The organism is Microlunatus flavus, assembly GCF_900110855.1.
Taxonomy (GTDB): domain Bacteria; phylum Actinomycetota; class Actinomycetes; order Propionibacteriales; family Propionibacteriaceae; genus Microlunatus; species Microlunatus flavus.
In genome coordinates this window covers 346,206-368,129 of sequence record NZ_FOFA01000003.1, presented here as the reverse complement: position 1 = coordinate 368,129, position 21,924 = coordinate 346,206, and the positions used below count along the sequence as shown (strand labels likewise).

The following is a 21,924-nucleotide window of genomic DNA, read 5'->3' as shown; positions in this document are numbered from 1 at the left end:
CCGCGGCCGGCCGTGCGCCTCGCGCGGCTACAGCGCAGGCACGATCCGCATGTCCCGGCGCGCACCGCCGTCGAGGGCGGCCAGGGCCTCCTGGTAGGCCGGGCTGTCGTGGGCGGCCCGAGCCGCCTCGACCGAGTCGAAGACCAGCAGCACGGTGCGGGTGGTCTCACCGGCCTCGTACGTCTGCTCGGGCAGCCCGCGGGCCAGGAACGTCCCGCCCGCCGCCTCGAGCGCAGGTCGGGCGAGCCGCGCGTACGCGTCGACCTTCCCCTGGTCGGAGATCTCCTGGTAGACGCTGATCCAGTACGCGGTCACGGCGCCATTGTGTCGGGCCGTCGCACGCCACGGACCGGCGGCTGCGTCAGAGCCTCAGGGTCCCGTCGGTCCACCAGGTCAGGTGGGTCGCCAGGTCGGGCGCGACCCAGGTGCGGCTGTCGTCCTCGGAACGGCCGGGGTCAGACGTCGGCGACCAGCGGGGCGACCTCGGTCCCGAGCAGCTCGATGCCGCGCAGCAGGTCGTCGTGGGCCAGGAGCGGGTTCGTCATCTGCAGGGACAGGCGGTCGACCCCGCCGACCTGCTCGGCGATGCGCCGGATCTTGTCCGCGACCGTCTGCGGGTCGCCCATGAAGAACGCGCCGTCGGGACCGGCGGTCGCGTCGAACTGCGGCCGGCTCGGCGGCGCGAAGCCGCGCTCCCGCGAGACCGTCGAGAACATCTTGTGCCAGCCGGGGTAGATCGTGTCCGCGGCCGCCTGCGTGCTCTCCCCCACGTAGCCGAAGACGTGCAGCCCGACCTGCAGCCGCTCCGGCGGGTGGCCGGCGTGGGCGCCGGCCCGGCGGTAGAGGTCGATCAGCGGCGCGAACTGGCGGGGCTCGCCGCCGATGATGGCGACCATCAGCGGCAGCCCGAGGAGCCCGGCGCGCACGAACGACTGCGGCGTCCCGCCGACGCCGACCCAGATCGGCAGCGGGTCCTGCACCGGGCGGGGGAAGACGCCCTGGTGGACGAGCGGCGGGCGGAACCGGCCCGACCACGTCACCTCCGCCTCGTCGCGCAGCTGCAGGAGCAGCTCGAGCTTCTCCTCGAACAGCGCGTCGTAGTCGCCGAGGTCGAGGCCGAAGAGCGGGAACGCCTCCGTGAACGACCCGCGGCCGACGACGAGGTCGATCCGACCGCCCGAGATCAGGTCGAGCGTCGCGAACTGCTGGAACACGCGCACCGGGTCGTCGGCGCTCAGCACCTTGACCGCGCTGCCGAGCCGGATGCGTTCCGTACGGGCGGCCGCGGCAGCGAGGATGACCTGCGGGGCCGAGTCGTAGTACTCGGCGCGGTGGTGCTCGCCGATCCCGAACGAGTAGAGGCCGACCTGGTCGGCCAGCGCGATCTCCTCGAGCAGGTGCGCCATCCGCTCGACGGGACCGACGACGTGATCGGTCTTCGGGTCGGTGACCTCGGAGACGAAGCTGTCGACGCCGATGTGCATGGAGGAACCCTCTCACGCGCCCGACCTCGGGCCGGCAGGCAGAACGCGGCCGAGAAGGCGGCGACGACGTGAGCCAGGGCCCCGGCTCGAGCGCGAGCGGTAGGTTGCGGCGCTCCCGGCACGGCGTGTCGGCGCGGCAACCTACCGCTCGGCGGGAGGAGTTCTCGGCGGGCTCCCGGCGGGGCCGTCCGGAGAACTCGTCACTCGGTACGGAGCCCGTCGGGGCTCGCCGCGGCGACGAGCCAGGGGCGGACGAGTCGTGAGGCGGTGCGCGCGGCGACCTCGATGAGGAGCAGGAGCACGACGAGCACGAGGACGCCGGTCCCCAGGAGGGCGAGGAGCGAGAGGTCGCCGTCGCCCGACGGGGCGGTCACCACCACCATGGCGGCGGTGCCGACGAGCAGGCCGAGCGTGGCGGCGGGGCGGGCGAGCAGGCGCGCCTCGGCGACCAGGGACCGGTGCAGCACCTCCAGAGACGCGCCGTCGGCCACCAGAGAGGCGGTCGAACGACGGTGCTCGGAGAGTGTCTCGACGCCGTGCGTGGCGAGCGCGAACACGACGAAGGTGAGGACCACAAGCAGCGCGATCGCGACGAGGCCGAGCGAGATGATGTAGAAGCCGTAGAAGTTCCCGTAGGCGATCAGGTCGAGCAGGAGCGCACCCGAACCCGCACCGACCAGCCCGACGACCGCGATCGGCGCCACGGCGCGACCGGCGGCCCAGGGGTCGGCGACGGCACGGCTGCCGGCCAGCAGCTCCTCGGCGCCGTCGGCACGCTCGGCCGCACGGCGTCCCGCCCGGAGGGCGATCCAGGGCCCGCTGAGCAGCAGCCCGAGCGCCGCCACCCCGATCCCCACGACCACGGCGAGCGTGTTCGCGAGCAGCGGGACGGTGAGGGCGAAGGCGGCGACGATCAGGAGCATGGGCCAGGGTCGGGGGCGCCGGGGCGAGGCCCGCCGCGAGACGGGGTGCGCGGACACGACGACGTCGCGGGAGACCAGCCAGCCGATCAGACCGCACGCGAGCGTGGTGACGGCGACCACGGCGAGGACGTCGACGGCACCCGGCGTGACCGTGACGGGAACGAAACCGTCGCCGGCGCCGCTGGGGAACGCTTCGCCCTCGACGCCGCTACCGGCCGGGGTGCCCCCGAACAGGGCCCGCAGCACCGCGTACGCCGCGGGCCCCAGGACGGCGGCGCCGAGCAGCGCGGGCACGACCAGCTCGAGGGCGGACAGGAGCCGCACCTGCACCGGCGTCGCCCCGGCGACGCGGAGCACGGCGAGACGCCGCATGCGTGCGGTGGTGCCGAGGCGGAGCAGCTGGTAGAGCAGCAGGAGCACCGGCGCGGTGAGCAGGACCAGGGACAGCACGTAGCCGGGGCGCAGACCAGGCTCGCTGAGCAGGGGGAAGAGGTGCTCCTCGACCTGTGACGGCAGCCGGAGCACCGCGACGGCGAGGAGCAGGAGCGCGGCGACGGCTCCCGCGCTGGCCGCCACCCCGATCGTCCGGACCGGTTGCTGGCCGCGGAGCAGCAGCAGGACCAGCGCGCTCACCGGGCGCCGGGCCCGGCGTCGTCGGCCTGCGTACGCCCGTCGGCGAGGACGACCTCGCGGTCGGCGAAGGCGGCGACGGTGTTGTCGTGCGTGACCAGCACGACCGACGTCCCTTCGCGCCGGACCGTGTCGACGACCAGCTCGAGCACCTGCTGCGCCCCGACCGTGTCCAGGGCGCCCGTCGGCTCGTCGGCGAAGACGACGCGCGGCCCGCTCACCAGCGCCCGCGCCAGGGCGACGCGCTGCGCCTCCCCGCCGGACAGCTCCCCGGGCCGGGCGCCCTCGAGGTGGTCGACCCCGAAGCGTTCGATCCACGTCCGCGCCGCGGCCCGGGCGTCGCGGCGGGGCCGTGCGTCGAGCAGCAGCGGCAGCGCGACGTTGTCGCCCACGCTGAGCTCGGGCAGGAGCTGGCCGAACTGCAGCACCAGGCCGAACTCCTGGCGGCGCAGGCGCGAGCGTTCCGCCTCCGACAGCCGGTCGACGCGCACGCCGTCGAAGACCACCTCGCCGCTGTCGGGCCGCAGGACCCCCGACAGGCAGAGCATGAGCGTGGACTTGCCGCTCCCCGACCGACCGGTCACGGCCACGATCTCCCCGGCAGCCAGCCGCAAGGAGGCGGCGTCCAGGGCGGCGGTCCGCTCGTAGGCCTTCCGCAGGTTCAGCCCGCTCAACAACGGCTCAGCCACGCTCGGTTCCTCTGCTCGCGACGTCAGGCCTCGAAGGGTCGTGGGGCTTTCCGGCGTCAGCGCCGTCCGGAGCGAGAGGTCCGTCGCCGCCGGGCTCGGCGGGCCGCGTGCGCGAGACCTCCACCGGCGTCGCGGCGGCGGTCTCGATCCAGCGCAGGTCGGCGTCGAGGTGGTCGATGGCGTACTCGAGGCCGAGCCGGACCGAGGGGTCGCGGGTCCGGCTGCGTGCCTGGACGAGCTCGCGCATCCGGCCCAGGTGGACCGCGCGCTGCCGTTGCAGGAACGTGGCCGCGTCCGAATCCAGGTGCAGGGCGACGATCGTCTTGCGGGCCAGCTCGCCCGCCGGGTAGGGACCCGCCGGCTCCGTCGTCGACAACCAGTCGTCGAGCGCGGTCCGGCCGGCGTCGGTGATGGCGTAGACGATGCGCTCGGGACCGCCGTCCTGGCTCACCTCCGCGACCTCGACGAGCCCGTCGCGCTGCAGCCGGGACAACGTCGCGTAGACCTGCGCGAACGGCAGCGGCTTCGAGCCCTCGAAGCGGCGGTCGAGGCGCAGCTTCAGGTCGTACCCGTGCGCCGGACCCTCACCCAGGAGCCCGAGGAACAGGTCGGCCAGCGCCATGCGCTGACTCTACACCAAGTGACTAATCATAGTGAGTACTTGCCGGTACAGGGCGAAGGGCGCCTCCGCGTGCAGACCGGGCCGTCCCTCGACCAGCCCCTCCCGGTGGATGACGCCGGCGCTGTGGAGGCCGAGCCGGCGCATCACCGCCACCGACGCGCGGTTGTGCACCTCGGTGTAGGCGACGACGGGGAGCTCGGGGAAGAACGTCGCCGCCCAGCCGAGCGCGGCCCGTCCGATCTCCGAGGCGTACCCCCGGCCGGTCAGCTCGTCGCGGACCACCCAGCCGACCTCGAGCACGGCCTCCCCGCCGAGGACCGTCCGGCTGAGCCCGCCACGACCCACCAGCGTCCCGCGGAGGCGGTCGTGCGCCATCCACTTCCCGACGCCGTCCTCGGCCCAGCGCCGGGCCATGCCCTGGGTCCACTCCCGAACGGCGTCCGGTGTCCACGGCCCGGTCCAGCGGGCGACCAGCGGGTCGGCGTACAGGCGCTCGAGCTCGCCGACGTGCTCGACGACGACGGGCGTCAGCCTTAGCCGCCCGGTCAAGACCGGGTCGTTTCCGCGAGGCGCTCCCACGTCTCCATCCAACCGCGACGGGTGCGGAGCACGACCGCGCTCCGACCTCGCCTGCGTGAGAGCGAGACCGCGGTGCGATGCGGGTGCCGTCGTGCTTCCCCAGGATGGGGGCGTGCCGACCCCGACGCCGCCCCCGACGACCCTCGCCGCTCCCCGCGTGCCCGGCGCCGCTCCCTTACGCGGGCGCCGGTCGTGGTGGGGCCCGGTGCTGGTGCCCGTGGTCGTGGGCGTCGCGCTCGGCCCGCTGGACCTGCTGCTGCAGCGGGTGCTGCCGTACCCCTTCGCCAACCTCGCGAACTCCCCCGCGGTGTGGGCCCTCGTCGCCTTCGCCCTCGGCTGGTCCGACCGGAGCCGCACCCGCTGGTGGCCCCCGGTCGCCTGCACCCTGGCCCTGGTCCTGGCCGTCGAGACCTACTACCTCGCCGCCGTGCTCGCCCTGGGCGACGACGTCGCGACGCTGACCAGCAGCGCCGCGCTGGTGTGGCTGGCCCTCGCCGTCGCGGCCGGGGTCGTCTTCGGCACGGCCGGGTCGTGGGCCCGTACGGGACACCCCTGGCGCGCGCCGGTCGGCACGGCCGCCGCCGTGGGCGTGCTGCTCGCCGAGGCGGGGCTCGACCTCGCCCGGTCCGCCGCGGCGCGCGACGACCCGGCGTACCGGCACGACCTCCTCCAGACCGCCGTGGTCCTGGTGCTCGGCGCCGCCGTCGTCGCGCTCGTCGCGGCACGGTCGGGCCGTCAGCGGCTCGTCGGCTGCCTGCTGGCCCTGGTGCTCGCCACCGTCGGGGCTCTGGTCTCCAGCGCCGTCCTGCTCTGAGCGGCCCCGCGCCGATCCCGGTCGGACGGCCGGAGGGGAGTAGCGTCCGGGCGTGGACGAAGCCGGGCTGACGCGGCGCCTGCCCGCTGTGCTCGTGCGGCACTGGGGCGTGGCGCCCGACGCGATCGGCCGGGTCGTGGGGCCGGTCGGCATGGGCTCGGTGGTGGTCGAGGTCCACCTGCCCGGCGCGAGCGGCGTCGTGGCCAAGTGGGTGCCGGCGCACGCGGCCGCCGCGTTGGACGCGGGCTCGGCCGTCGCCCGCGAGCTGGCCGGCCTCGGCCTGTCGACCGGCGCACCTCGACCGACCCGTACGGGCGTGCTGTCGGCGCCGCTGGGCGACGGCCGGGTGGCCCTGCTGCACCAGGTGCCGGGCCGCCCCCTGACGGGCACCGGCCCGGACGAGCAGCGGCGGATGGCGGCCGTGCTGGTGGCCCCGGAGGCGTTCTTCCACGACCCCGCGAGCGGCGTGACGTCGCTGATCGACTGGACGGGCGCCGGGGAGGGTCCGCTCCTGTACGACGTGGCGTCGGCCCTGATGTACCTCGGCGGCCCCGACGCCGGGCGACCCTTCCTCGAGCGCTACCTCGAGCTCGCGCCGGACGACGTCAGCAGGGACGCCCTCACCCACCTGCCGTCGCTGCGACGGTTCCGCGGGGCGGTGCAGGCCGCGTACTTCTCGATCCGCCTCGCCGAGGACGACCGCACCGGCATCGACGACCCGTCCGAGAACCTCCAGGGCCTCCACCACGCCCGCCGCATGCTGGGCGAGACGGGGCTGCTCACCTAGCCCGTACGGTCGACGTCCCCGGCGCACGGGACCCACCGGAAGGCTCGGCCGCCCGGGACGGGCCCGCGCTCCGGCGACCGGGGAGGTGCCGCGACCTCCCCTAGGGTGGCGCGATGGGCAGGGTGCAGACGCTCGGGGCCGGCCCGCTGGTGCTGGTCGTCGGCGAGCTCCTGCTGGTCGTCTGCAGCGCGTGCTACCTCGTCTGGTGGTCGGTCACGTACCGACCGGCCGGGCGCGCACCGTTCCACGGCGGCCCCTTCCTCGCGGGAGCGGTCCTCGCCGGCCTGGGCGGCATCGTGCTGCTGGGGGTCGGGATCGCGGTGCTCCTCCCGAGGGCCTCGGGCCTGGCCGTGGCGGCGACGGTCGTGGGCGGGGTGCTCGTCGGCGCGCTGCTGATCCACGTCACCTCGACGTACGCCCACCGCCCGGTGACCACCGAGCTGCCGCTGATCGTCCTCTGGACGACCGCCCAGGTCGCCGCGGGCGTCGCGCTGCGGAGCGCCGGGATGCTGGACCGGCCGGCCGCGCTGTTCTGGTTCGCGGCGACCGCGATCGCCGCGCTGGTGGGGCTGGCCTGCTACCTCGTCTTCTACCGGCTCGCCCCGGTACCCGCGTACTGGGTCGGCATGCTGCCGCTCGCCTTCGACGGTGTGGTGGCGGCCCTCCTCGCCGCGGTCGTCGCCCTGACGAGAGCCACCTGACGGGTCGTCCGAGGTGCCTGGCTCTCCCTCCTGATCCCTGCCGACCCCCCGAGCGGCGCAACGGTCGGAGACCCCTCGTTCTGCTATTTTGCTGGCCTCGGGCCGATTCACGCCTGGGCGTACGTGCGTGACGGTGCCGCACCCCGACGGAAGCGAACCGTTGATGTCCCGAGGTCGGTCCGTCCTCCCCCACTCCCTCCCGCTCGCGAGACCTCGTCCGCGGCACCGCGGCGCCACGATGGCCGCGGCGGCGGTGCTGTGCCTGCTCAGCCTGCTGGTCGGGGCCACGACGACCGCTGCGGCGGCCGGTCCGGCCCGCGCGGTCACCTCCTGGGGCGGCTACACCCTCGCGCTCCGGGCGCCGGCGTCGCTCAACACCGATGGCGTCACGGCCGTCTCCGCCGGTCAGTACTTCGGGCTGGCGCTGACGCCGCGCGGCCGCGTGGTGGCCTGGGGCCTGGACGAGCACGGGGAGACCAAGGTCCCCGCGTCGCTGACCGGGAAGACCGTGACCGCCATCTCCGCGGGCGGCGAGCACGCCCTGGCGCTGACCTCGGACGGGCGGGTGACCGCCTGGGGCAACGACGACCGCGGCCAGACCGACGTCCCCGCCTCGCTGACGGGCAAGACCGTCACCGCCATCGACGCCGGTGTGGGCCACAGCCTGGCGCTGACCTCCGACGGCCGGGTCACGGCCTGGGGCGACGACTCCGACGGCGCGACCGCCGTCCCCGCGTCCCTCGCCGGCAAGACGGTCACCGCGATCGCGGCGGGCACGCAGTACAGCCTGGCGCTCACCAGCGACGGTCGCATCACCGCCTGGGGGTGGGACGCGTGGGGCACGACAACCGTCCCGGCCTCGCTCGCCGGCAAGACCGTCGTCGCGATCTCCGCCGGTGACTTCCACGCCCTCGCCCTGACCTCCGACGGCCAGGTCGTCGCCTGGGGGGACGACGAGTACGGCCAGCGCAACGTCCCGTCGTCGCTGGCGGGCCAGAAGGTCACCGCGATCGCGGCCGGGGTGTGGCACAGCCTCGCCCTCACCGCCGACGGCCGCGTCACCGCGTGGGGCCGCGACGACTTCGGCGAGACCAGGGTCCCCACCTCGCTGACCGGCCAGCGGGTCACGGCCGTCGCGGTCGGCTTCTCCTGGAACGTGGTGCTCACCCGCGCGAACGCCCCGGTGGTCACCTCGTCGCCGGCGTCGGCGACGGTCAAGCCCGGTACGGCGGTGTCCTTCACCGCAGCCGCCAGCGGCTCCCCGGCCCCGACCGTCCAGTGGCAGCGCGCCGCGCCCGGCGGCAGCTTCGCCGACGTCCGCGGCGCCACCAGCCGGACGTACACCCTCACCCCGACGCGCAGCGACGACGGTGCCCTGTTCCGCGCCGTGTTCCGCAACCTGGCCGGGACCGCCACGACGCAGGCGGCCGCGGTGAGCGTCGTCAGCGGAGCCCCGACGGCGAAGGACCTCACCGTCGCCGTCGCGCACGACTCCCCCACGCCCGTCACCCTCGCCGGCAGCGACCCCGATGCCGACGCCCTCACCTACACCGTCGTGAGCCGCCCCGCCCACGGGACGCTGTCCGGCCAGGGCCCGCGGCTGACGTACACGCCCGCGCACGGCTTCAGCGGGACCGACGCCTTCACCTACCGCGTCTCCGACGGCACCTCCACCTCCTCGGTCGCCAGGGTCGCGCTCACCGTGGCCGCGCCGACCTGCGTCCCCTCGACCCCGAAGCGGGACTTCGCGGTGAGCGCCGACCGCCGCGACACCGACGGCGTCGTCCGCAGCCCGGCGTTCACGACCGCGCGGTCGCCGGAGCTGCTGCTCGCCTTCGTCTCCGTCAACCGCCCGGCCCACGGGTCCCAGTCCGTGACGCGCGTGAGCGGCGGCGGGCTGACCTGGACCCTGGTGCGGCGCGGCACCAGCGACGCGGGCAGCACCGAGGTGTGGCAGGCGTACGCCACCACGCGCGTCGAGCGGACCCGGGTCAGCGTCGACCTCAGCAGGCCCGGCGCGACGGTCGGCGTCACCGTCGCCGGGTTCCGCGGTGCAGGCCCGGCCGTCACGCGGACGGGCTCCCGGTCCGGGACCGGGTCGGCGCCGCAGGTGACGGTCAGGCCGAGGAGCTCGGGGTCCGTGGTCTGGGCGGTCGGGCGGGCCGATGGCTCGCGCTACGACCCGAAGCCGGCCTCGGGCCAGAAGGTCGTCCACGAGAAGACGTTCAGGTCCCCCCGCGGCGGCCTCTGGGTCCAGCGCGTCAAGGCCGCCACCACGGCGGGGACGGACGTGACGGTCGGCGACCGGGCCGCCGCCGCGAGCTGGGGCTACACGGCCGTCGAGATCCCGGGCGTGTGCGGCTGAGCGGCCCGCGCGGCCGCACGGCCCGTCGCGGCGGACCGGAACGACCCCGCTCGCGTGAGAGGCTGCGGTGATCATGTCGCCGACCGCAGCTCGGACGCCGCGCCGGCGCACCGCCCTGGGCTGGATCCCGCTCGTCGTGGTCGTGCTCCTGGTCGGGCTGGTCGCGGCGACCGGCGGGCTGGCCAAGGCACCCGGCGTCGGGCCCCGGCGCTTCGCGGTGGGCGAGCCGGTCGTGCTGGCGCGCTGGGTGCTCGTCGTCGACGGCGTCGACCTGGTCGACACGACGTCGTACGGCAGCCCCTCGGCCCCGACGCTCCGCGTCCGGCTGCGCGCGACCTGGACCGGTGACGCCACCGAGCCGCTGCTGAGCTCCGGGCTCGTGCACGTCGTCGTGCCCGGCGGTCCCCCGCCGGCCGCCGACGTCAGCTCCGTCGCCGCCGGCGCCTACTCGGGCGGGTTCGACCCGGACGTCGAGCGCCCGGCGACGCTCGAGGTGGTGTGGCCCGACGGGGCCGACGAGACCACTCCGCGGGTCCCCGCCCCGGCCACCGTGCAGGTGGTGGTCAGGGACGAGCGCGAGGCGCAGAACTTCCTCTACGCCGACCAGTGGCAGGTCACCGACCCCCTGGGCCACGTCGACGTCCCCGTGACCGACAGCCGCACGCGATGACGGCGCCGCCTCCCGAGGTCGCCGCCACGCCCGCCACGCCCGCCTCCTCGGTGCCCCGGCGGCACGTCCCCGCCGCGCTGCGACCCGTGCTCGGTCTGCTCGGTTGCGTCGTGCTCGCCGTGGCGGTGGCGGTCGCGGCGCCCGACCCGTCGGAGCAGCTGCGCCGTCGCTGGTCGGACGCCGGCCCCGGCGCCTGGGCCGTCACGCCGGACCGCAGCGCCCGGGTGACGTCGGTCGCGGTCGTCGGAACCGTCGACCCGGGCTACGGCGACGTGCTGGCGAGCCGCCAGGCCCTCGTGGTGGCGCAGGTCGACGTCGCGGTCCGGCACCGCGTCGCCCAGCTCAACCACGTCTACCTGCGCACGGCCGACGACAAGGAGTACGCCCCGCGCTCCGAGCTCTCCTCGGCCGGGCTGGCGCAGACGCAGCCCGGCTTCACGCGCCACGCCACGCTGGTCTTCGAGGTCCCGTCCGACCGGCTGCCGCGCGCCGAGCTCGTCGTCGACGCCGACGCCGCGTCGGTGGACGGCTACACCGACGCCATCCGCCTCGACCTCGGCCTGGGCCGTACGGTCCGGGTCAGCCCGGAGACCGTCACGCCCGCACCGGCCTCGGTGACGACGACGTGAGGCGACGCCGCGACGGGACCGCGTCGCGCTGGTCGGGCGGTCTCAGGCTCGCCGTCGTCGGCGGGGCCGCGGCCCTGGTCGTGGCGGGAGTGACGGGCTGGTACCCGTACGCGCAGCTGTCCCCGCACGTCCCGGCGGTCACCCTGCGCCCGGGGGCCGAGGCCGAGCTGGCCGGGGTGCGCTACCGCCTCGAACGCTTCGAGGTCGCCCCGACGCTGCCGGCGAAGGACCCGAAGGACCCGCCGGCGCAGGGGCCGCCGGGCTCCCTGCTGGTCCTGGTCGTCGTGAGCCAGACCGTGCTGGACCGCTCGGTCGCGCTCGACGAGCACTACTGCGACGCGACCCTGACCGAGGACGACGGCGCCACGGTGTGGCAGACCGACTCCGACTTCACGACCCTCGCGGCCCGCCCCGCCTCGTTCGGCTGCGCCGGCACCGAGGAGTCGCCGCTGCGCTACGACGTCGCGCACGAGACCGGCTTCAGCTTCGTCGTCCCAGCTGCCGCGGCCGGGCACCTGTCGGCGCGGATGGCGGTCCGGGACGGACCCACGGTCGCGTTCGAGCCCTAGGCCGTCGGGCGGGCGAGCGGCGGTGCGGTTCGTCGATGCCGGACGCTGACCTCTTCGAGGCCCTTCGACAGGCTCAGGGAGCGTTCGACAGGCTCAGGGAGCGTTCGACGGACTCAGGGAGCGTTCGACGCCGAGGCCCTTCGACAGGCTCAGGGGGCGTTCGACGCCGAGGGCGCGGGCGAAGACCGCGCCGTAGAGCGCGACCGACGTCGCGGTGACGACGGCGGAGACGAGGAGGTCCTCGACGGGTTCGAGCAGCAGGGTGCGGCCCACGGGCTGCGGACCGGCGAGCAGGGTGAGCCCGATCTGGAGCAGCCCGTCGAGCGCCTGCAGCGCGGTGGCGAGCAGCAGGTAGGCCCCGATCGTGCGGGCGCCGGCGCGGACGACGACGCGCAGGGCGAGCAGGACCGGCAGGTACTTCGTGCGCAGGTCGTCGGTCGCGAGCAGCAGGACGCGGCCCGACGGCGTCCTGGCGACGCCGGAGAAGCGGCCGACCCAGCCGGCGGCCCGGGCGCCGAGGGCGTCGGCGGCCGAGGCCTCGCGCCAGCCGAAGACGACGGCGGTCAGCGCCAGCCACATGAGCGGCAGCCCGACGACGGTGAGCAGCACGCCCGGGGCCTCCGTGACCACGGCTCGGGCGGCCTCACGGAGCGTGGGGCCGAAGGGCAGCGTGAGGTCGGGCAGCCACGCGAGCACGGCCTGCCCGGCGGCCGCGAGCTCCGCCCACACCACCCGGCCCTGCAGCCACTCGCGCGCGGCGCGTGCCGCGACCAGGAGGACCACGAACACGCTGAGCGCCCAGACGCCCTCCGCGACCAGCCCGACCACGCCCGCCACGGACGACGACTGCCGACGTCGCAGCCAGAGCCGGACGAGGGCGCGCAGCACCCAACCGCCCGCGGCGAGGCCGAGGTAGAGCGGCAGCCGTGCGGGGACCAGGCTGATCGACCAGTCCTGGACGCCACCGAGGCCCTGCACGACGTAGTTGCTCTGGAACAGCGCGGACACCTCGTCGTCGAGGAAGCCCCACACCGCGTACACCGCGAGGAAGGGACCGACGGCCAGGGTGACGACGTCGAGGGTGCGCTCCTGCGCGAGCAGGGACGGCGGCAGCAGGCCCGCCGGACCGACCGGGGTCGGCGCGCCGGCGTCGTCGTCCGAGGTCTCCGGGACGTCGAGCTCGGGTCGGACGCTGTGCACCATCACCACCAGGGCGACGAGCTCGGCGACGACGGCCAGGACGAAGACCAGGTTGGCGAGCACCGCGTGGTCGACGCCGAGCAGCGCCGAGACGAACAGCCCCGCTCGGTGGATGGCCCACCCGAGGCAGAACCAGCCGACGAGCACCGGGCCGCGGCGCCGCAGCAGCCGCAGCGTGCCGGCGGCCAGGCCCGCGACCTCGGTCAGCGTCTCGGTACCCAGGGCCGCCACGCGCGGCACGTTACGCGACCGGGCGGGTCTCCGCCCAGACCTCGTGCGGGGCCCCGGGCACCGGCCGGGTCAGGGCTTGCAGCTCCACGGCTTGAAGCCGCGCTTGGCGTAGAGCGTGTTGGCGACGTGCACCTGCTCGTTCTTGCTCGCCTTGTTCGGGTACTTCGAGAACTTGCGCCCGCCCGCCGACTTCCACGTCGACAGGCTGAACTGCAGGCCGCCGTAGTAGCCGTTGTGGGTGTTGATGTGCCAGTTGCCGCCCGACTCGCACTTGGCGATCTTGTTCCACTGCTTCATGCGCTTGAGGTTGAGCTTGCTGGTCCCGACCTTGACGATCTTGCTGCGCACCTTGCGGTTGACCTTGGTCGTCACGACCGTCGTCGCCTCGCCGTTGACCGTCGTGACCGTCGTCGTGGTGGTGACCTTGCCCGTACGGCCCTTGCGGACGGTCTTCTTGTGGCCCTTCATCATCGACTTGGTCTTCTTCTTGACCGTCTTGTACTTGACCGTCTTCTTGACCTTCGTCGTCGTCACGGTCACCACGTCGATCGTCAGCGACATGCCGTTGGTCACGGCCGTGCCCCGCGACGGCGAGACCCGGTCGTCGCCGTCGACCGCGAGGCCGAGCTGGGCGATCGCGTCGCCGACGGTGGCCGCGTCGGTCACCCTGACCGTCGAGTCCTTCGCCGCGTAGCGCAGGTGGATCGTCGCGACGGTCGCCGCGGGCGTGGACGTCGACGTCGGGGTGGGCGCAGGGCTCGGCGTGTCCGCGTACGCCGCGGTGCCGCTGAGGCCGCCCGCCAGCAGCGCGGTGGTCGCCGCCGCGGCGGCGAGGAAGGTCGTGATCCTGGGCATGCGTACCCCTGTGGGTCGTGTCCGGCAGGCCGTGCCGGCCCGTGAAGATCACGACTCGACCCTGAAGAAGGCCTGAGCCTGCCCTGATCGATAACGGTTTGGCAACTTCACGGTCTCGGGTCGGTGCGCCTCCTTGCGCCCTCCGATTTTGACGGCCTGCGTTCCAGAGAGCGGCCCAGGAACGGTCACCGCGGTCCGGAACCCGTGGCGGGAGGCTCGGCGGGCGGAGCCATGGGCCCGCCTCGGCGCGTGACCAGGGGCCGCCCGTACGATCCCCGGGTGTCAGACGCGGTGGTCAGGTTCGGGCTGGTCGGCTACGGCTTCGGGGGTCGCTACTTCCACGCGCCCCTGATCGCCGGCGCACCGGGCTGCGCGCTCGTCGGCGTCGTGACCCGCTCCCCCGAGCGCCGGGCCGAGGTCGCGGCGGAGCACCCCGGGGTCGCCGTCCACGACTCGGTCGACGCCCTGGTCGCGGCCGGGGTCGACGCGGTCGCGGTGAGCACGCCGGCGGAAACGCACTCGGCCGTGACCGACGAGCTGCTGCGCCGCGGCGTCCCGGTGGTCTGCGACAAGCCCTTCGCCCTGGACGCCGATGCGGCCCGGGCGACGGTCGAGCTGGCCGAGCGCGAGGGCGTGCTGGTGAGCCCGTACCAGAACCGGCGCTGGGACTCCGACCTGCTGACCGTGCGGCGGGTGCTCGACGAGGGACGCCTGGGCGAGGTCCGCCGCTTCGAGTCCGCGTTCGAGCGCTGGGCCCCGGACCCCGCACCGCCGGCGGCCGGTGGCGGGCTGCTGCGCGACTTCGGCAGCCACCTGGTCGACCAGGCGCTGTTCCTCTTCGGCCCCGTCGACCGCGTGTACGCCGAGACCCACGAGGTGGGGCCGGAGGCCGAGGACGACGTCCGGGTGCTGCTCCACCACACCAGCGGCATGAGCACGCACCTGTCGGGCGCCTGGCGCCAGGGTGCGCCGGGACCGCGGTTCAGGGTCAGCGGTACGGCGGGCAGCTTCGTGGTCACCGAGCCGATGGACGGCCAGGAGGCCGCGCTCGTCGCCGGACGCACCCCGGCCGGCGAGGGCGACGCGTGGGGCGAAGAGCCCGAGAGCGCGTGGGGCACCCTGCACCTCGGCGACTCCGACGAGGTCGTCGCCAGCGAGCGCGGGCGCTGGGACCAGTACTACGCGCAGTTCGCCGCGGCCGTGCGCGGCGAGGGGCCGGTGCCGGTCGACCCGTGGGACGCCGTGGCCACGGCGACCGTCCTCGACGCCGCCCGGCTCAGCGCCGCCGAGGGTCGGACCGTCGACGTCGCGGCGGTCGTCCGCTAGGTCGCGCCGCCCGGCTCCCCCGTCAGTGGCCGGCCACGTGGTTGTCGTGGATGACGCCGACGTTGGTGGCGGCGTCCGGCAGGAACTTGTTGCAGAGGTAGCCGTCGCCGTTCTCGTCCATCTCGACGAAGAACGCGTCCGGCGTCTGCTGCGCCAGGTCCTGCAGGACGGAGACGGCCGTGAGGGCGTAGCCCCGCGAGCACCCGTCCGTCGGTCGTCCGACGGCCTGCGCCGGTCCGGCTGCGACGGCGCTCACCGCCAGCCCCGCGAGCACCACACCCAGAAGACGCTTCATCGGATCCCCCTGTGCCTCGTCGGCGCCCGCCGTCCGCGAGACGCCTGAGCCCTTCGGAGACTGCCACCGTCCGGCGCCCGGGGGCAAGGGCCGGCGGAACGGTCGAGAGGTCGTTCCGACCGGGCTCAGCCGGCGCCGACGACGTCGGAGTCGGCGATCTTGAGGATCCCGTCGTCGCGGACCATCCGGAACGTGGTGCGCTCGACCGAGACGCTGCCGCCGCGGTCGTAGGTCAAGGTGGCCTCGACGCGCGACGGCGGGTCGGCCTTGACCTTGCTGACCTTCACGTCGTCGACCTGGCCCCAGAACCGCTCGTACGCCTGCCGCCCGCCGGACTTGGTGCGCTGGTAGTCCGACGTCATCAGCCCCCACGCCTCGTCGGTGTCGTCGGGCACCAGCCCGTAGTAGCGGGTGATGGCGGCGGAGAGCTCCCGGGCGGTGGGCTCGCCCGAGCCCTCGGTCGGGGTCGGGCTCGGCGACGGCGTCGTCCGGGACGCCGAGGGCGTCGGGGAGGCCGACGGCTCGTCGGAGGGGCTGCTCGAGGTCGAGCGTTCCGGGGACGGCTCCGAGCCCGACGGCGAACCGGCGGGCGAGGCGGCCGGCGCCGACGTCCCGCCGGTGGGGTCGGCGGCGGTGCCGGTCCCGCCGCGGCCGAGCTGCCCGGTCAGGACGACGGTTCCGAGCACGACCAGCCCGACGAGGAGCGCGACGGCCGCGACCACCCGCCCGGCACGCGAGCGCCGTACGGGGCCAGGCCCTCCCGGCGACGGCGGCCCGGCCGCCCGGACACCCGCCACCGGTGCCGGCGCCGGCGCCGCGGCGGCCGCTGCGAACGTCGGCGGTCCGGCCAGGGTCGGCGGCGACGCCGCGAGCGTCGGCGCGGGTTCCGCCGAGCGGGCTCGTACGGCGGTGGTCGCGTCGTCGGCCACGGGCACGCCACCCGCCGCCGGCGCGGTGGCGGGAGGTTCGGCGTCGCCGGCCTCGACCGCGGCCAGCCGCGCGGCGACCTCCCGCATGGGCGGACGGGCCTCGGGGTCGCTGCGGAGCATGTCGAGCAGCACGGGGGTGAGGGCGCCGGCCCGCGCCGGGGGCGCGAACTCGCCGGACGCCACCCGGTAGAGCAGGGCGATGGAGTTGGCGTCGGTGCCGAAGGGCGGCCCGCCCTCGGTGGCGGCGTACAGCGTCGCCCCGAGGGAGAAGACGTCCGAGGCGTGGCTCGAGTCGGCCCCGCGCGCGACCTCCGGCGCCAGATAGGCGGGGGTGCCGTGGACGAGCCCGGTGGAGGTGAGCGTCGCGTCGCCGAGCGCGTGGGAGATCCCGAAGTCGCTCAGCAGGGCGGTCCCGTCGTCGGTGACGAGGATGTTGCCGGGCTTGACGTCGCGGTGCACGATGCCGAGCTGGTGCGCCGCGGCCAGCGCCGAGGCGACCTGCGCCCCGATCGAGGCCGCCTCGTGCACGCCGAGCGGCCCGCTCTCGCGCAGCACCGCGGACAGCGGGACCGACGGCAGGTACTGCATGACCAGGCACGGCTGGCCCTCGTGCTCGACGACGTCGAAGACGGGCACCGCGTTGCGGTGGTGCAGCCGGGCGGTGATCCGCGCCTCGCGCATCGCCCGGTTCTTGGCGAGCTCCGCGTCCTCGGCGCTCAGACCCACCTGCGGCCGGAGCACCTTGACCGCGACGGGCCGCTCGAGCCGCTCGTCGCGGGCCTCCCAGACGACGCCCATGCCGCCCCGGCCCACCTGCCGCACGAGCCGGTAGCGCCCGGCCAGGAGGGCGTGCGGCTGGGCCACCGGCGCCCCCTTCGTCGTCCACCTGCAGAGCGGCCCGAGCCTACGGCACCGGCCGCCCGGGGTTCAGCGCAGCGAACGGCGCTCGTACAGCCGCAGCGACCAGACCAGCCCCAGGGCGGTGAGGACCACGCACCAGGCGAGCGCGAGAAGCAGGTCGGGGGCGGCCGGGCTGCCCAGCAGCAGGCCGCGCACCGTCTCCGTGACCGGGGTGAACGGCTGGTGCTCGGCGAACCACCGCATCCCGGCCGGCAGCGACGCCGTCGGCACGAACCCGCTGCCGAGCAGGGGCAGGAACGTCAGCAGCAGCGGCAGGTTGCTCGCGGTCTCGACCGACCGCGCCTGCATCCCCATGCCGACCCCGACCCAGCTCACGGCGAGGGCCACCAGCAGCACCACGCCGACCAGCGCGACCCAGTGCCCCGGGCCGGCCTCGGGCCGGTAGCCGACGAGCACCCCGACCCCGAGGACCAGGACCACGGCCAGCAGCGCCTGGACGGTGCCGCCGAGGACGTGCCCGGCGAGCACCGCGCCCCGGGAGATGGCCATGGTCCGGAACCGCGCCGTCACGCCCTCCGTCATGTCCATCGCGACGGTGATCGCCGTGCCGCCCGCGGTGCCCGCGATCGTCAGCGCGAGGATCCCGGGCACCACGTACGCCAGGTAGGCGCCGCGACCGCCGGCGCTCCCGCCGGGCAGGCCCGCGCCGAGCGTGCCGCCGAAGACGAAGACCGACAGCAGCAGCACGACCACCGGCGCACCGATGGTGAACACCGACAGGCCCGGGTAGCGCACCACGTGCAGCAGGGTGCGGCGCAGCATCGTCACCGCGTCGACGAGCGCGTACGAGCCGGGGCTCCGGCGCGCGGCCGGGAGGTGCGGGGCGAGCGAGGTGGTCACGAGCGGTCCTCCTGGGGCTGGGGCCGGCCGGTCAGCGCGAGGAACACGTCGTCCAGGTCGGGGCTGTGGGTGCTGAGGTCGTCGACCTCCAGGCCGGCGGCGTCGAGCCGGTCCAGGACGGCGCGCAGGGGCCGGACGCCCCCGGCCGAGGGGACGGTGAGCGTGAGCGCGTCGGTGTCGGGGGTGGAGCCGCGGAGCTGGGCCGCCGCCGCGGCGAGCACGGCCCCGTCGGCGAAGCGCAGCCGCAGGTGGCCGCCGGGCACGAGCCGCTTGAGCTCCTCTGGCGTCCCGTCGGCGACGACCCGACCGCCGTCCAGCACGACGACCTGGTCGGCGAGCTCGTCGGCCTCCGCGAGGTACTGGGTGGTGAGCAGGACCGTCGTCCCCCCGGCGACGAGCCCGCGGACGAGGTCCCAGATGGTCCGGCGGCTCCGGGGGTCCAGGCCGGTGGTGGGCTCGTCGAGGAAGAGCACCCTCGGCCGCGTGACCAAGGTCATCGCCAGGTCGAGGCGGCGGCGCATGCCGCCGGACCACGTCGCCAGCGGGGTGCGCGTGGACCCGACCAGGTCGAGCTGCTCCAGCAGCTCGGCGGCGCGCGCCCTCGCCCGGGCGGTGCCGAGGTGGCGGAGCCGGCCCATGAGGACGAGGTTCTCCTCGCCGGTGAGCAGCCCGTCGACCGCGGAGAACTGGCCGGTCAGGCCGATCGCGGCCCGGACGCCGTCGGGGTCGCGCACCACGTCGTGCCCGTCGACCACGGCGGTGCCGCCGTCCGGGCGCAGGAGCGTGGAGAGGATGTGCACCGTCGTCGTCTTGCCCGCCCCGTTGGGCCCGAGCAGGGCGGCGACGTGGCCGGCGGGGACGGTGAGGTCGACGCCGTCGAGGACGACCGTGTCGCCGCTCCGGCCGCGGTAGGACTTGCGCAGCCCGCGGACCTCGATCGCGGGCGCGCTCACGACGCCCGCCGGACGTCGATGTCGCCGAACTGGGTCCGGACGCGCACGGCCACGGCCTGCTCGCCCCCGCCCGGCGCGCGGTCGGCGTCGAGCCCGTTCCGCACGCGGCCGTTCTTCGAGGACAGGTCGAGCCAGGCGGCGACGCCCTCGCGGACGCCGACGACGACCTCGCCGAACCCGCTCTCGGCCTCGACCGCGCCGCTGGAGACCTCGCCCAGCGTGATGCTGCCGTACGCGGTCTTCGCCGTGACCGACGCGCCCGCCCGGGTGACGTCGAGGTCGCCGTACGACAGCCGGGCGTCGACGTCGCCGTCGGCCTCGCCGACGACGACGTCGCCGTGCGACGCCTTGAGCAGCGCGTCCCCGGCGACGCGGCCGACCGTGATCTTGCCGTGGTCGGCGGTGATCTCGGCCGTGCCCTCGACCGCCTCGACCGACGCGGCGCCGTGACCGGCCCGCAGCCACAGGTCGCCGGTGGTGCCGAGGTGCGCCCGTCCTGAGGAGGCCTTGACCCGGGTGGCGCCGAGCCGGCCGCTGGTCCGCACCCCGCCCAGCGCGAGCTCGGCGGTCAGCCGCGAGCCGGCGGGCAGCTCGACGCGGACGTCCACCGACTCGCCGGGCCCGACGAGGCTGAAGCGCGGCTTGGGCGTGACCACGGTGAGGCGCTGCCCGTCGAACTCGACGGCGGTGCCCTCGGCGCCGCGGCGGTCGACCTCCTTGTCGGGGTTGGTGGGGACCACCGTCACGACGGCGTCGGCGCGGTCCGAGGCGACGACCTCGAGGGCGCCGACCTGGATGTTCACGGCGAGGTCGACGGGTCCGGAGGTGGGGTAGGTGGGCATGGCGTTCCTTCCTGAGGGCGTGCTCGTCCCGCCCCGGGCGTTCCGGGGCTGGGGCCTTGCTGGGTCGAGGCGCTTCGGCGTGGGTCGCCGCGGCGTCAGGTGCGGGCGGGGCGGCTAGCGCGCCCATCCCGCGAAGCTGTCGCCGCCGGACCGTTTCCGGGTCGAGCGGCGCTGCCGGGGCTGGAGCGCGGCGGCGACCGCACGGACCAGCCAGGCGTTGACGGAGACGCCGTCGGCGGCGGCGGCCTCGTCGACCTGCGCCTTGAGCGCGTCGGGCAGGCGCAGCGTGGTCCGCGACGTGCTCACGTCGTCGAGGTCGACGCTGCTCGCGGGGCGTTCGTCGGCGCCGGCGTCGGCGGCCAGGCCGCTGACGACGAACTCGACGTCACGCCCCCGCAGCCGCAGGTCCACCGCGCTCGGAGCGAGGTCGCGGGTGATCTCCCCCGCCGCGGCGGACAGGGCGTCGAGCAGCACGACCCGGGTGGCGGCGTCGAGCTGGGAGGCCAGCCGCTCGGCCGCCGCCCGCACCTCCTCCGTGCCGTGCTCCGCCGTCCGCGCCAGCTGGCGCTGCAGGTCGTCGACGTACGTCCCGAGGTCCATGACACCATGATGACACCACGGTGGTGTCAGGTCAAGCAGGAGTGGTGTCAGCGCGCCTGTTCTCGCAGGACGCAGATCGACACGCCGCCCGTAGGAGGCCGGCCGACCAAGCCCGCCCGCACCGGCTGAGTCCTCTAGCGTGACCTGCGTCCGCTCGGGCAGGGGGACGGGATGGTGGCACGCGTCGGGCGCTGGCTCCGCTCGCGGCTGCGCGCGCTGCTCTGGTGGTGGTGGCCGACCTCGCCGACCACCTGGTCCCAGGTGCCGGGCCGCCTGGTCCCCACGGTCGTCCAGGTCGCCCGCCTGACGATCGCCGCGGTCGTCGCGTACGTGGTCGCGGGACAGCTCATCCCGGCCGGCGCGGTCGACCTGACCGCCCCGCTCACGGCCCTCCTCGTCGTCCAGGCGTCGACCGTCGGCACGCTGCGGATGGGGCTGGTCCGCGTCGGCGCCGTGCTGACCGGCGTCCTGGTCGCCGTGGCCGTCGGCGCCACGGTGGGGCTGACGTGGTGGAGCCTGGCGCTGGTCATCGCCGCCTCGCTCGTGCTGGCGAAGGTGCTGCGCCTCGCCGAGCAGTCGCTGGAGGCGCCGATCAGCGCGATGCTCATCCTCGCCGTGTCGGCGCCCGAGCTGGCCGCCGAGGTGCGCATCGGGCTCACCCTGGTGGGGACGGTCGTGGGGGTCGGGTTCAGCCTCGTCGCGCCGGTGGCCATCCCCAACGCGCGGGCCGCGGAGGCCGTGCGGCGGGTGGCCCGCTCGCAGGCGGCGCTGCTCAACGAGGTCGCCCTCGCCCTCGGCGGGAGCGCGCCCGACCCCGCGGAGGTGGCGGCGTGGTCCGACTGGGTCCGCGACATCGACCGCGAGATCGCCGTCGCGTCGACCGCCGTCCGCGCGACCGAGGAGAGCCGCACCCTCAACGCCCGGGCCCTGACGACCGCCCGGGTCCACGACCGGCTCCTGTCGGCCGTGGAACGGCTGGACCGCTGCCTGGCCGCGGAGCAGACCCTGATCGGCGCCGTCGCCGCGGCGCCGCACCCGTCCGCCGCACCCGGTGACTCCGCGGCGGCCGACCTGCGGCGGGCGTACGCCGTCGTCCTCGACGACCTCGCCGACGGCCTGCGCGCGCTGGGCGACGTGCTCGGCGCCCAGCCGGGCCACCGTCCCGCCCCACCGGGCCCGGTCGTGGACCGGCTCGCGGACATCGTGCGGGAGTCACGGGCGGTGCTCGCCGAGCTCCTGCTGCTCGACGTCGACCCGCGGCGGCACCCGGACTTGTGGCTCGTCCAGGGGTCGGTGCTGACCGCCGTCGACCAGATCCTCACCCAGCTCGACCTCGACCTGGTGCAGCCGTCGGCGCGACCGCGCCTGCGCTGGACCTCGGCACCCGACGTACCCCGCCGACGACGACACCGGGGCCGCCGCTGAGGGCCTGCCGGTCCGTGCCGCATCCGTCGTCAAACGGCTCGGCGG

At 75.4% G+C, this 21,924-nt stretch carries 23 protein-coding genes; 9 read left to right on the top strand and 14 right to left on the bottom strand.

The genetic code is table 11. From position 1 onward, the window contains the following. Window positions 1-27: 27 nt before the first annotated feature. The 6 genes from BMY04_RS09405 to BMY04_RS22740 all read right to left on the bottom strand — a co-directional run bounded on the left by BMY04_RS09405 (window position 28) and on the right by BMY04_RS22740 (window position 4,897). Window positions 28-315: a DUF1330 domain-containing protein gene (locus BMY04_RS09405; RefSeq protein ID WP_091179139.1), complete on the bottom strand. Its 288-nt coding sequence runs from the start codon at window positions 313-315 to the stop codon at window positions 28-30. A gap of 140 nt (window positions 316-455) precedes the next feature. Then, entirely contained in the window at window positions 456-1,484 is a 1,029-nt protein-coding gene (locus BMY04_RS09400) for an Atu2307/SP_0267 family LLM class monooxygenase (RefSeq protein WP_091179137.1), read from the bottom strand. A gap of 200 nt (window positions 1,485-1,684) precedes the next feature. Beyond that, window positions 1,685-3,040, bottom strand: coding sequence for an FtsX-like permease family protein (locus BMY04_RS09395; protein ID WP_091179135.1), 1,356 nt, complete (start codon window positions 3,038-3,040; stop codon window positions 1,685-1,687). Continuing rightward, complete coding sequence (locus tag BMY04_RS09390) at window positions 3,037-3,726, bottom strand: ABC transporter ATP-binding protein (protein ID WP_091179134.1); 690 nt, start codon at window positions 3,724-3,726, stop codon at window positions 3,037-3,039. Before BMY04_RS09390 ends, BMY04_RS09395 begins: the two co-directional genes overlap by 4 nt. Then, on the bottom strand, window positions 3,719-4,348 hold the full coding sequence (locus tag BMY04_RS09385) for a PadR family transcriptional regulator (RefSeq protein WP_091179132.1): 630 nt from the start codon (window positions 4,346-4,348) through the stop codon (window positions 3,719-3,721). The genes BMY04_RS09390 and BMY04_RS09385 overlap by 8 nt, the downstream gene beginning before the upstream one ends. 9 nt (window positions 4,349-4,357) lie before the next feature. After that, window positions 4,358-4,897 (bottom strand): GNAT family N-acetyltransferase, encoded by a 540-nt coding sequence (locus BMY04_RS22740; RefSeq protein ID WP_170854065.1) that lies wholly within the window; start codon window positions 4,895-4,897, stop codon window positions 4,358-4,360. 142 nt (window positions 4,898-5,039) lie between these two features. Between BMY04_RS22740 and BMY04_RS09375 the strand changes: the two genes are divergently transcribed. The 7 genes from BMY04_RS09375 (at window position 5,040) to BMY04_RS09345 (ending at window position 11,462) form a co-directional block, all read left to right on the top strand. Further along, a complete protein-coding gene (locus tag BMY04_RS09375; RefSeq protein WP_170854064.1) occupies window positions 5,040-5,741 on the top strand; it encodes a DUF6518 family protein in 702 nt (233 codons plus the stop codon). Between the two features lie 52 nt (window positions 5,742-5,793). Beyond that, window positions 5,794-6,528, top strand: a complete 735-nt coding sequence (locus BMY04_RS09370) for a phosphotransferase (RefSeq protein ID WP_139209809.1) — start codon at window positions 5,794-5,796, stop codon at window positions 6,526-6,528. Between the two features lie 113 nt (window positions 6,529-6,641). Beyond that, window positions 6,642-7,229: a hypothetical protein gene (locus BMY04_RS09365; protein WP_139209808.1), complete on the top strand. Its 588-nt coding sequence runs from the start codon at window positions 6,642-6,644 to the stop codon at window positions 7,227-7,229. Between the two features lie 238 nt (window positions 7,230-7,467). Further along, window positions 7,468-9,594, top strand: coding sequence for an RCC1 domain-containing protein (locus tag BMY04_RS22735; protein ID WP_170854063.1), 2,127 nt, complete (start codon window positions 7,468-7,470; stop codon window positions 9,592-9,594). Between the two features lie 73 nt (window positions 9,595-9,667). Further along, complete coding sequence (locus BMY04_RS09355; protein WP_139209807.1) at window positions 9,668-10,264, top strand: hypothetical protein; 597 nt, start codon at window positions 9,668-9,670, stop codon at window positions 10,262-10,264. Beyond that, complete coding sequence (locus tag BMY04_RS09350; protein WP_091179118.1) at window positions 10,261-10,893, top strand: hypothetical protein; 633 nt, start codon at window positions 10,261-10,263, stop codon at window positions 10,891-10,893. Before BMY04_RS09355 ends, BMY04_RS09350 begins: the two co-directional genes overlap by 4 nt. Beyond that, window positions 10,890-11,462 (top strand): hypothetical protein, encoded by a 573-nt coding sequence (locus BMY04_RS09345; RefSeq protein WP_091179116.1) that lies wholly within the window; start codon window positions 10,890-10,892, stop codon window positions 11,460-11,462. The genes BMY04_RS09350 and BMY04_RS09345 overlap by 4 nt, the downstream gene beginning before the upstream one ends. Before the next feature lie 93 nt (window positions 11,463-11,555). Here BMY04_RS09345 and BMY04_RS09340 read toward each other — a convergent pair whose 3' ends face one another. Both BMY04_RS09340 and BMY04_RS23520 read right to left on the bottom strand, forming a co-directional pair. Further along, window positions 11,556-12,893, bottom strand: a complete 1,338-nt coding sequence (locus BMY04_RS09340) for a hypothetical protein (protein WP_091179114.1) — start codon at window positions 12,891-12,893, stop codon at window positions 11,556-11,558. Window positions 12,894-12,962: 69 nt separating this feature from the next. Further along, window positions 12,963-13,748 carry a resuscitation-promoting factor gene (locus BMY04_RS23520; protein ID WP_091179112.1) on the bottom strand — a complete coding sequence of 262 codons (786 nt, stop codon included), beginning with the start codon at window positions 13,746-13,748 and terminating at the stop codon, window positions 12,963-12,965. Between the two features lie 279 nt (window positions 13,749-14,027). Between BMY04_RS23520 and BMY04_RS09330 the strand changes: the two genes are divergently transcribed. Continuing rightward, entirely contained in the window at window positions 14,028-15,074 is a 1,047-nt protein-coding gene (locus BMY04_RS09330) for a Gfo/Idh/MocA family protein (RefSeq protein WP_198410033.1), read from the top strand. Window positions 15,075-15,096: 22 nt separating this feature from the next. Here BMY04_RS09330 and BMY04_RS09325 read toward each other — a convergent pair whose 3' ends face one another. From BMY04_RS09325 to BMY04_RS09305, 6 genes are all read right to left on the bottom strand, one after another. After that, the gene (locus BMY04_RS09325) at window positions 15,097-15,369 is read right to left on the bottom strand and encodes a hypothetical protein (RefSeq protein WP_139209806.1); all 273 of its coding nucleotides are present in this window, start codon (window positions 15,367-15,369) and stop codon (window positions 15,097-15,099) included. A gap of 125 nt (window positions 15,370-15,494) precedes the next feature. After that, complete coding sequence (locus tag BMY04_RS09320) at window positions 15,495-17,162, bottom strand: serine/threonine-protein kinase (protein ID WP_198410032.1); 1,668 nt, start codon at window positions 17,160-17,162, stop codon at window positions 15,495-15,497. 63 nt (window positions 17,163-17,225) lie between these two features. Continuing rightward, a complete protein-coding gene (locus BMY04_RS09315) occupies window positions 17,226-18,059 on the bottom strand; it encodes an ABC transporter permease (protein WP_232506223.1) in 834 nt (277 codons plus the stop codon). Next, window positions 18,056-19,012, bottom strand: coding sequence for an ATP-binding cassette domain-containing protein (locus BMY04_RS23280; RefSeq protein ID WP_232506222.1), 957 nt, complete (start codon window positions 19,010-19,012; stop codon window positions 18,056-18,058). The genes BMY04_RS09315 and BMY04_RS23280 overlap by 4 nt, the downstream gene beginning before the upstream one ends. After that, complete coding sequence (locus tag BMY04_RS23275) at window positions 19,009-19,854, bottom strand: DUF4097 family beta strand repeat-containing protein (RefSeq protein ID WP_232506218.1); 846 nt, start codon at window positions 19,852-19,854, stop codon at window positions 19,009-19,011. Before BMY04_RS23275 ends, BMY04_RS23280 begins: the two co-directional genes overlap by 4 nt. Before the next feature lie 114 nt (window positions 19,855-19,968). Then, complete coding sequence (locus BMY04_RS09305; RefSeq protein WP_091179106.1) at window positions 19,969-20,454, bottom strand: YlcI/YnfO family protein; 486 nt, start codon at window positions 20,452-20,454, stop codon at window positions 19,969-19,971. Window positions 20,455-20,625: 171 nt separating this feature from the next. Here BMY04_RS09305 and BMY04_RS09300 point away from each other — a divergent pair, with 171 nt between their 5' ends. Continuing rightward, entirely contained in the window at window positions 20,626-21,879 is a 1,254-nt protein-coding gene (locus BMY04_RS09300; protein ID WP_091179104.1) for an FUSC family protein, read from the top strand. Window positions 21,880-21,924 lie beyond the last annotated feature (45 nt).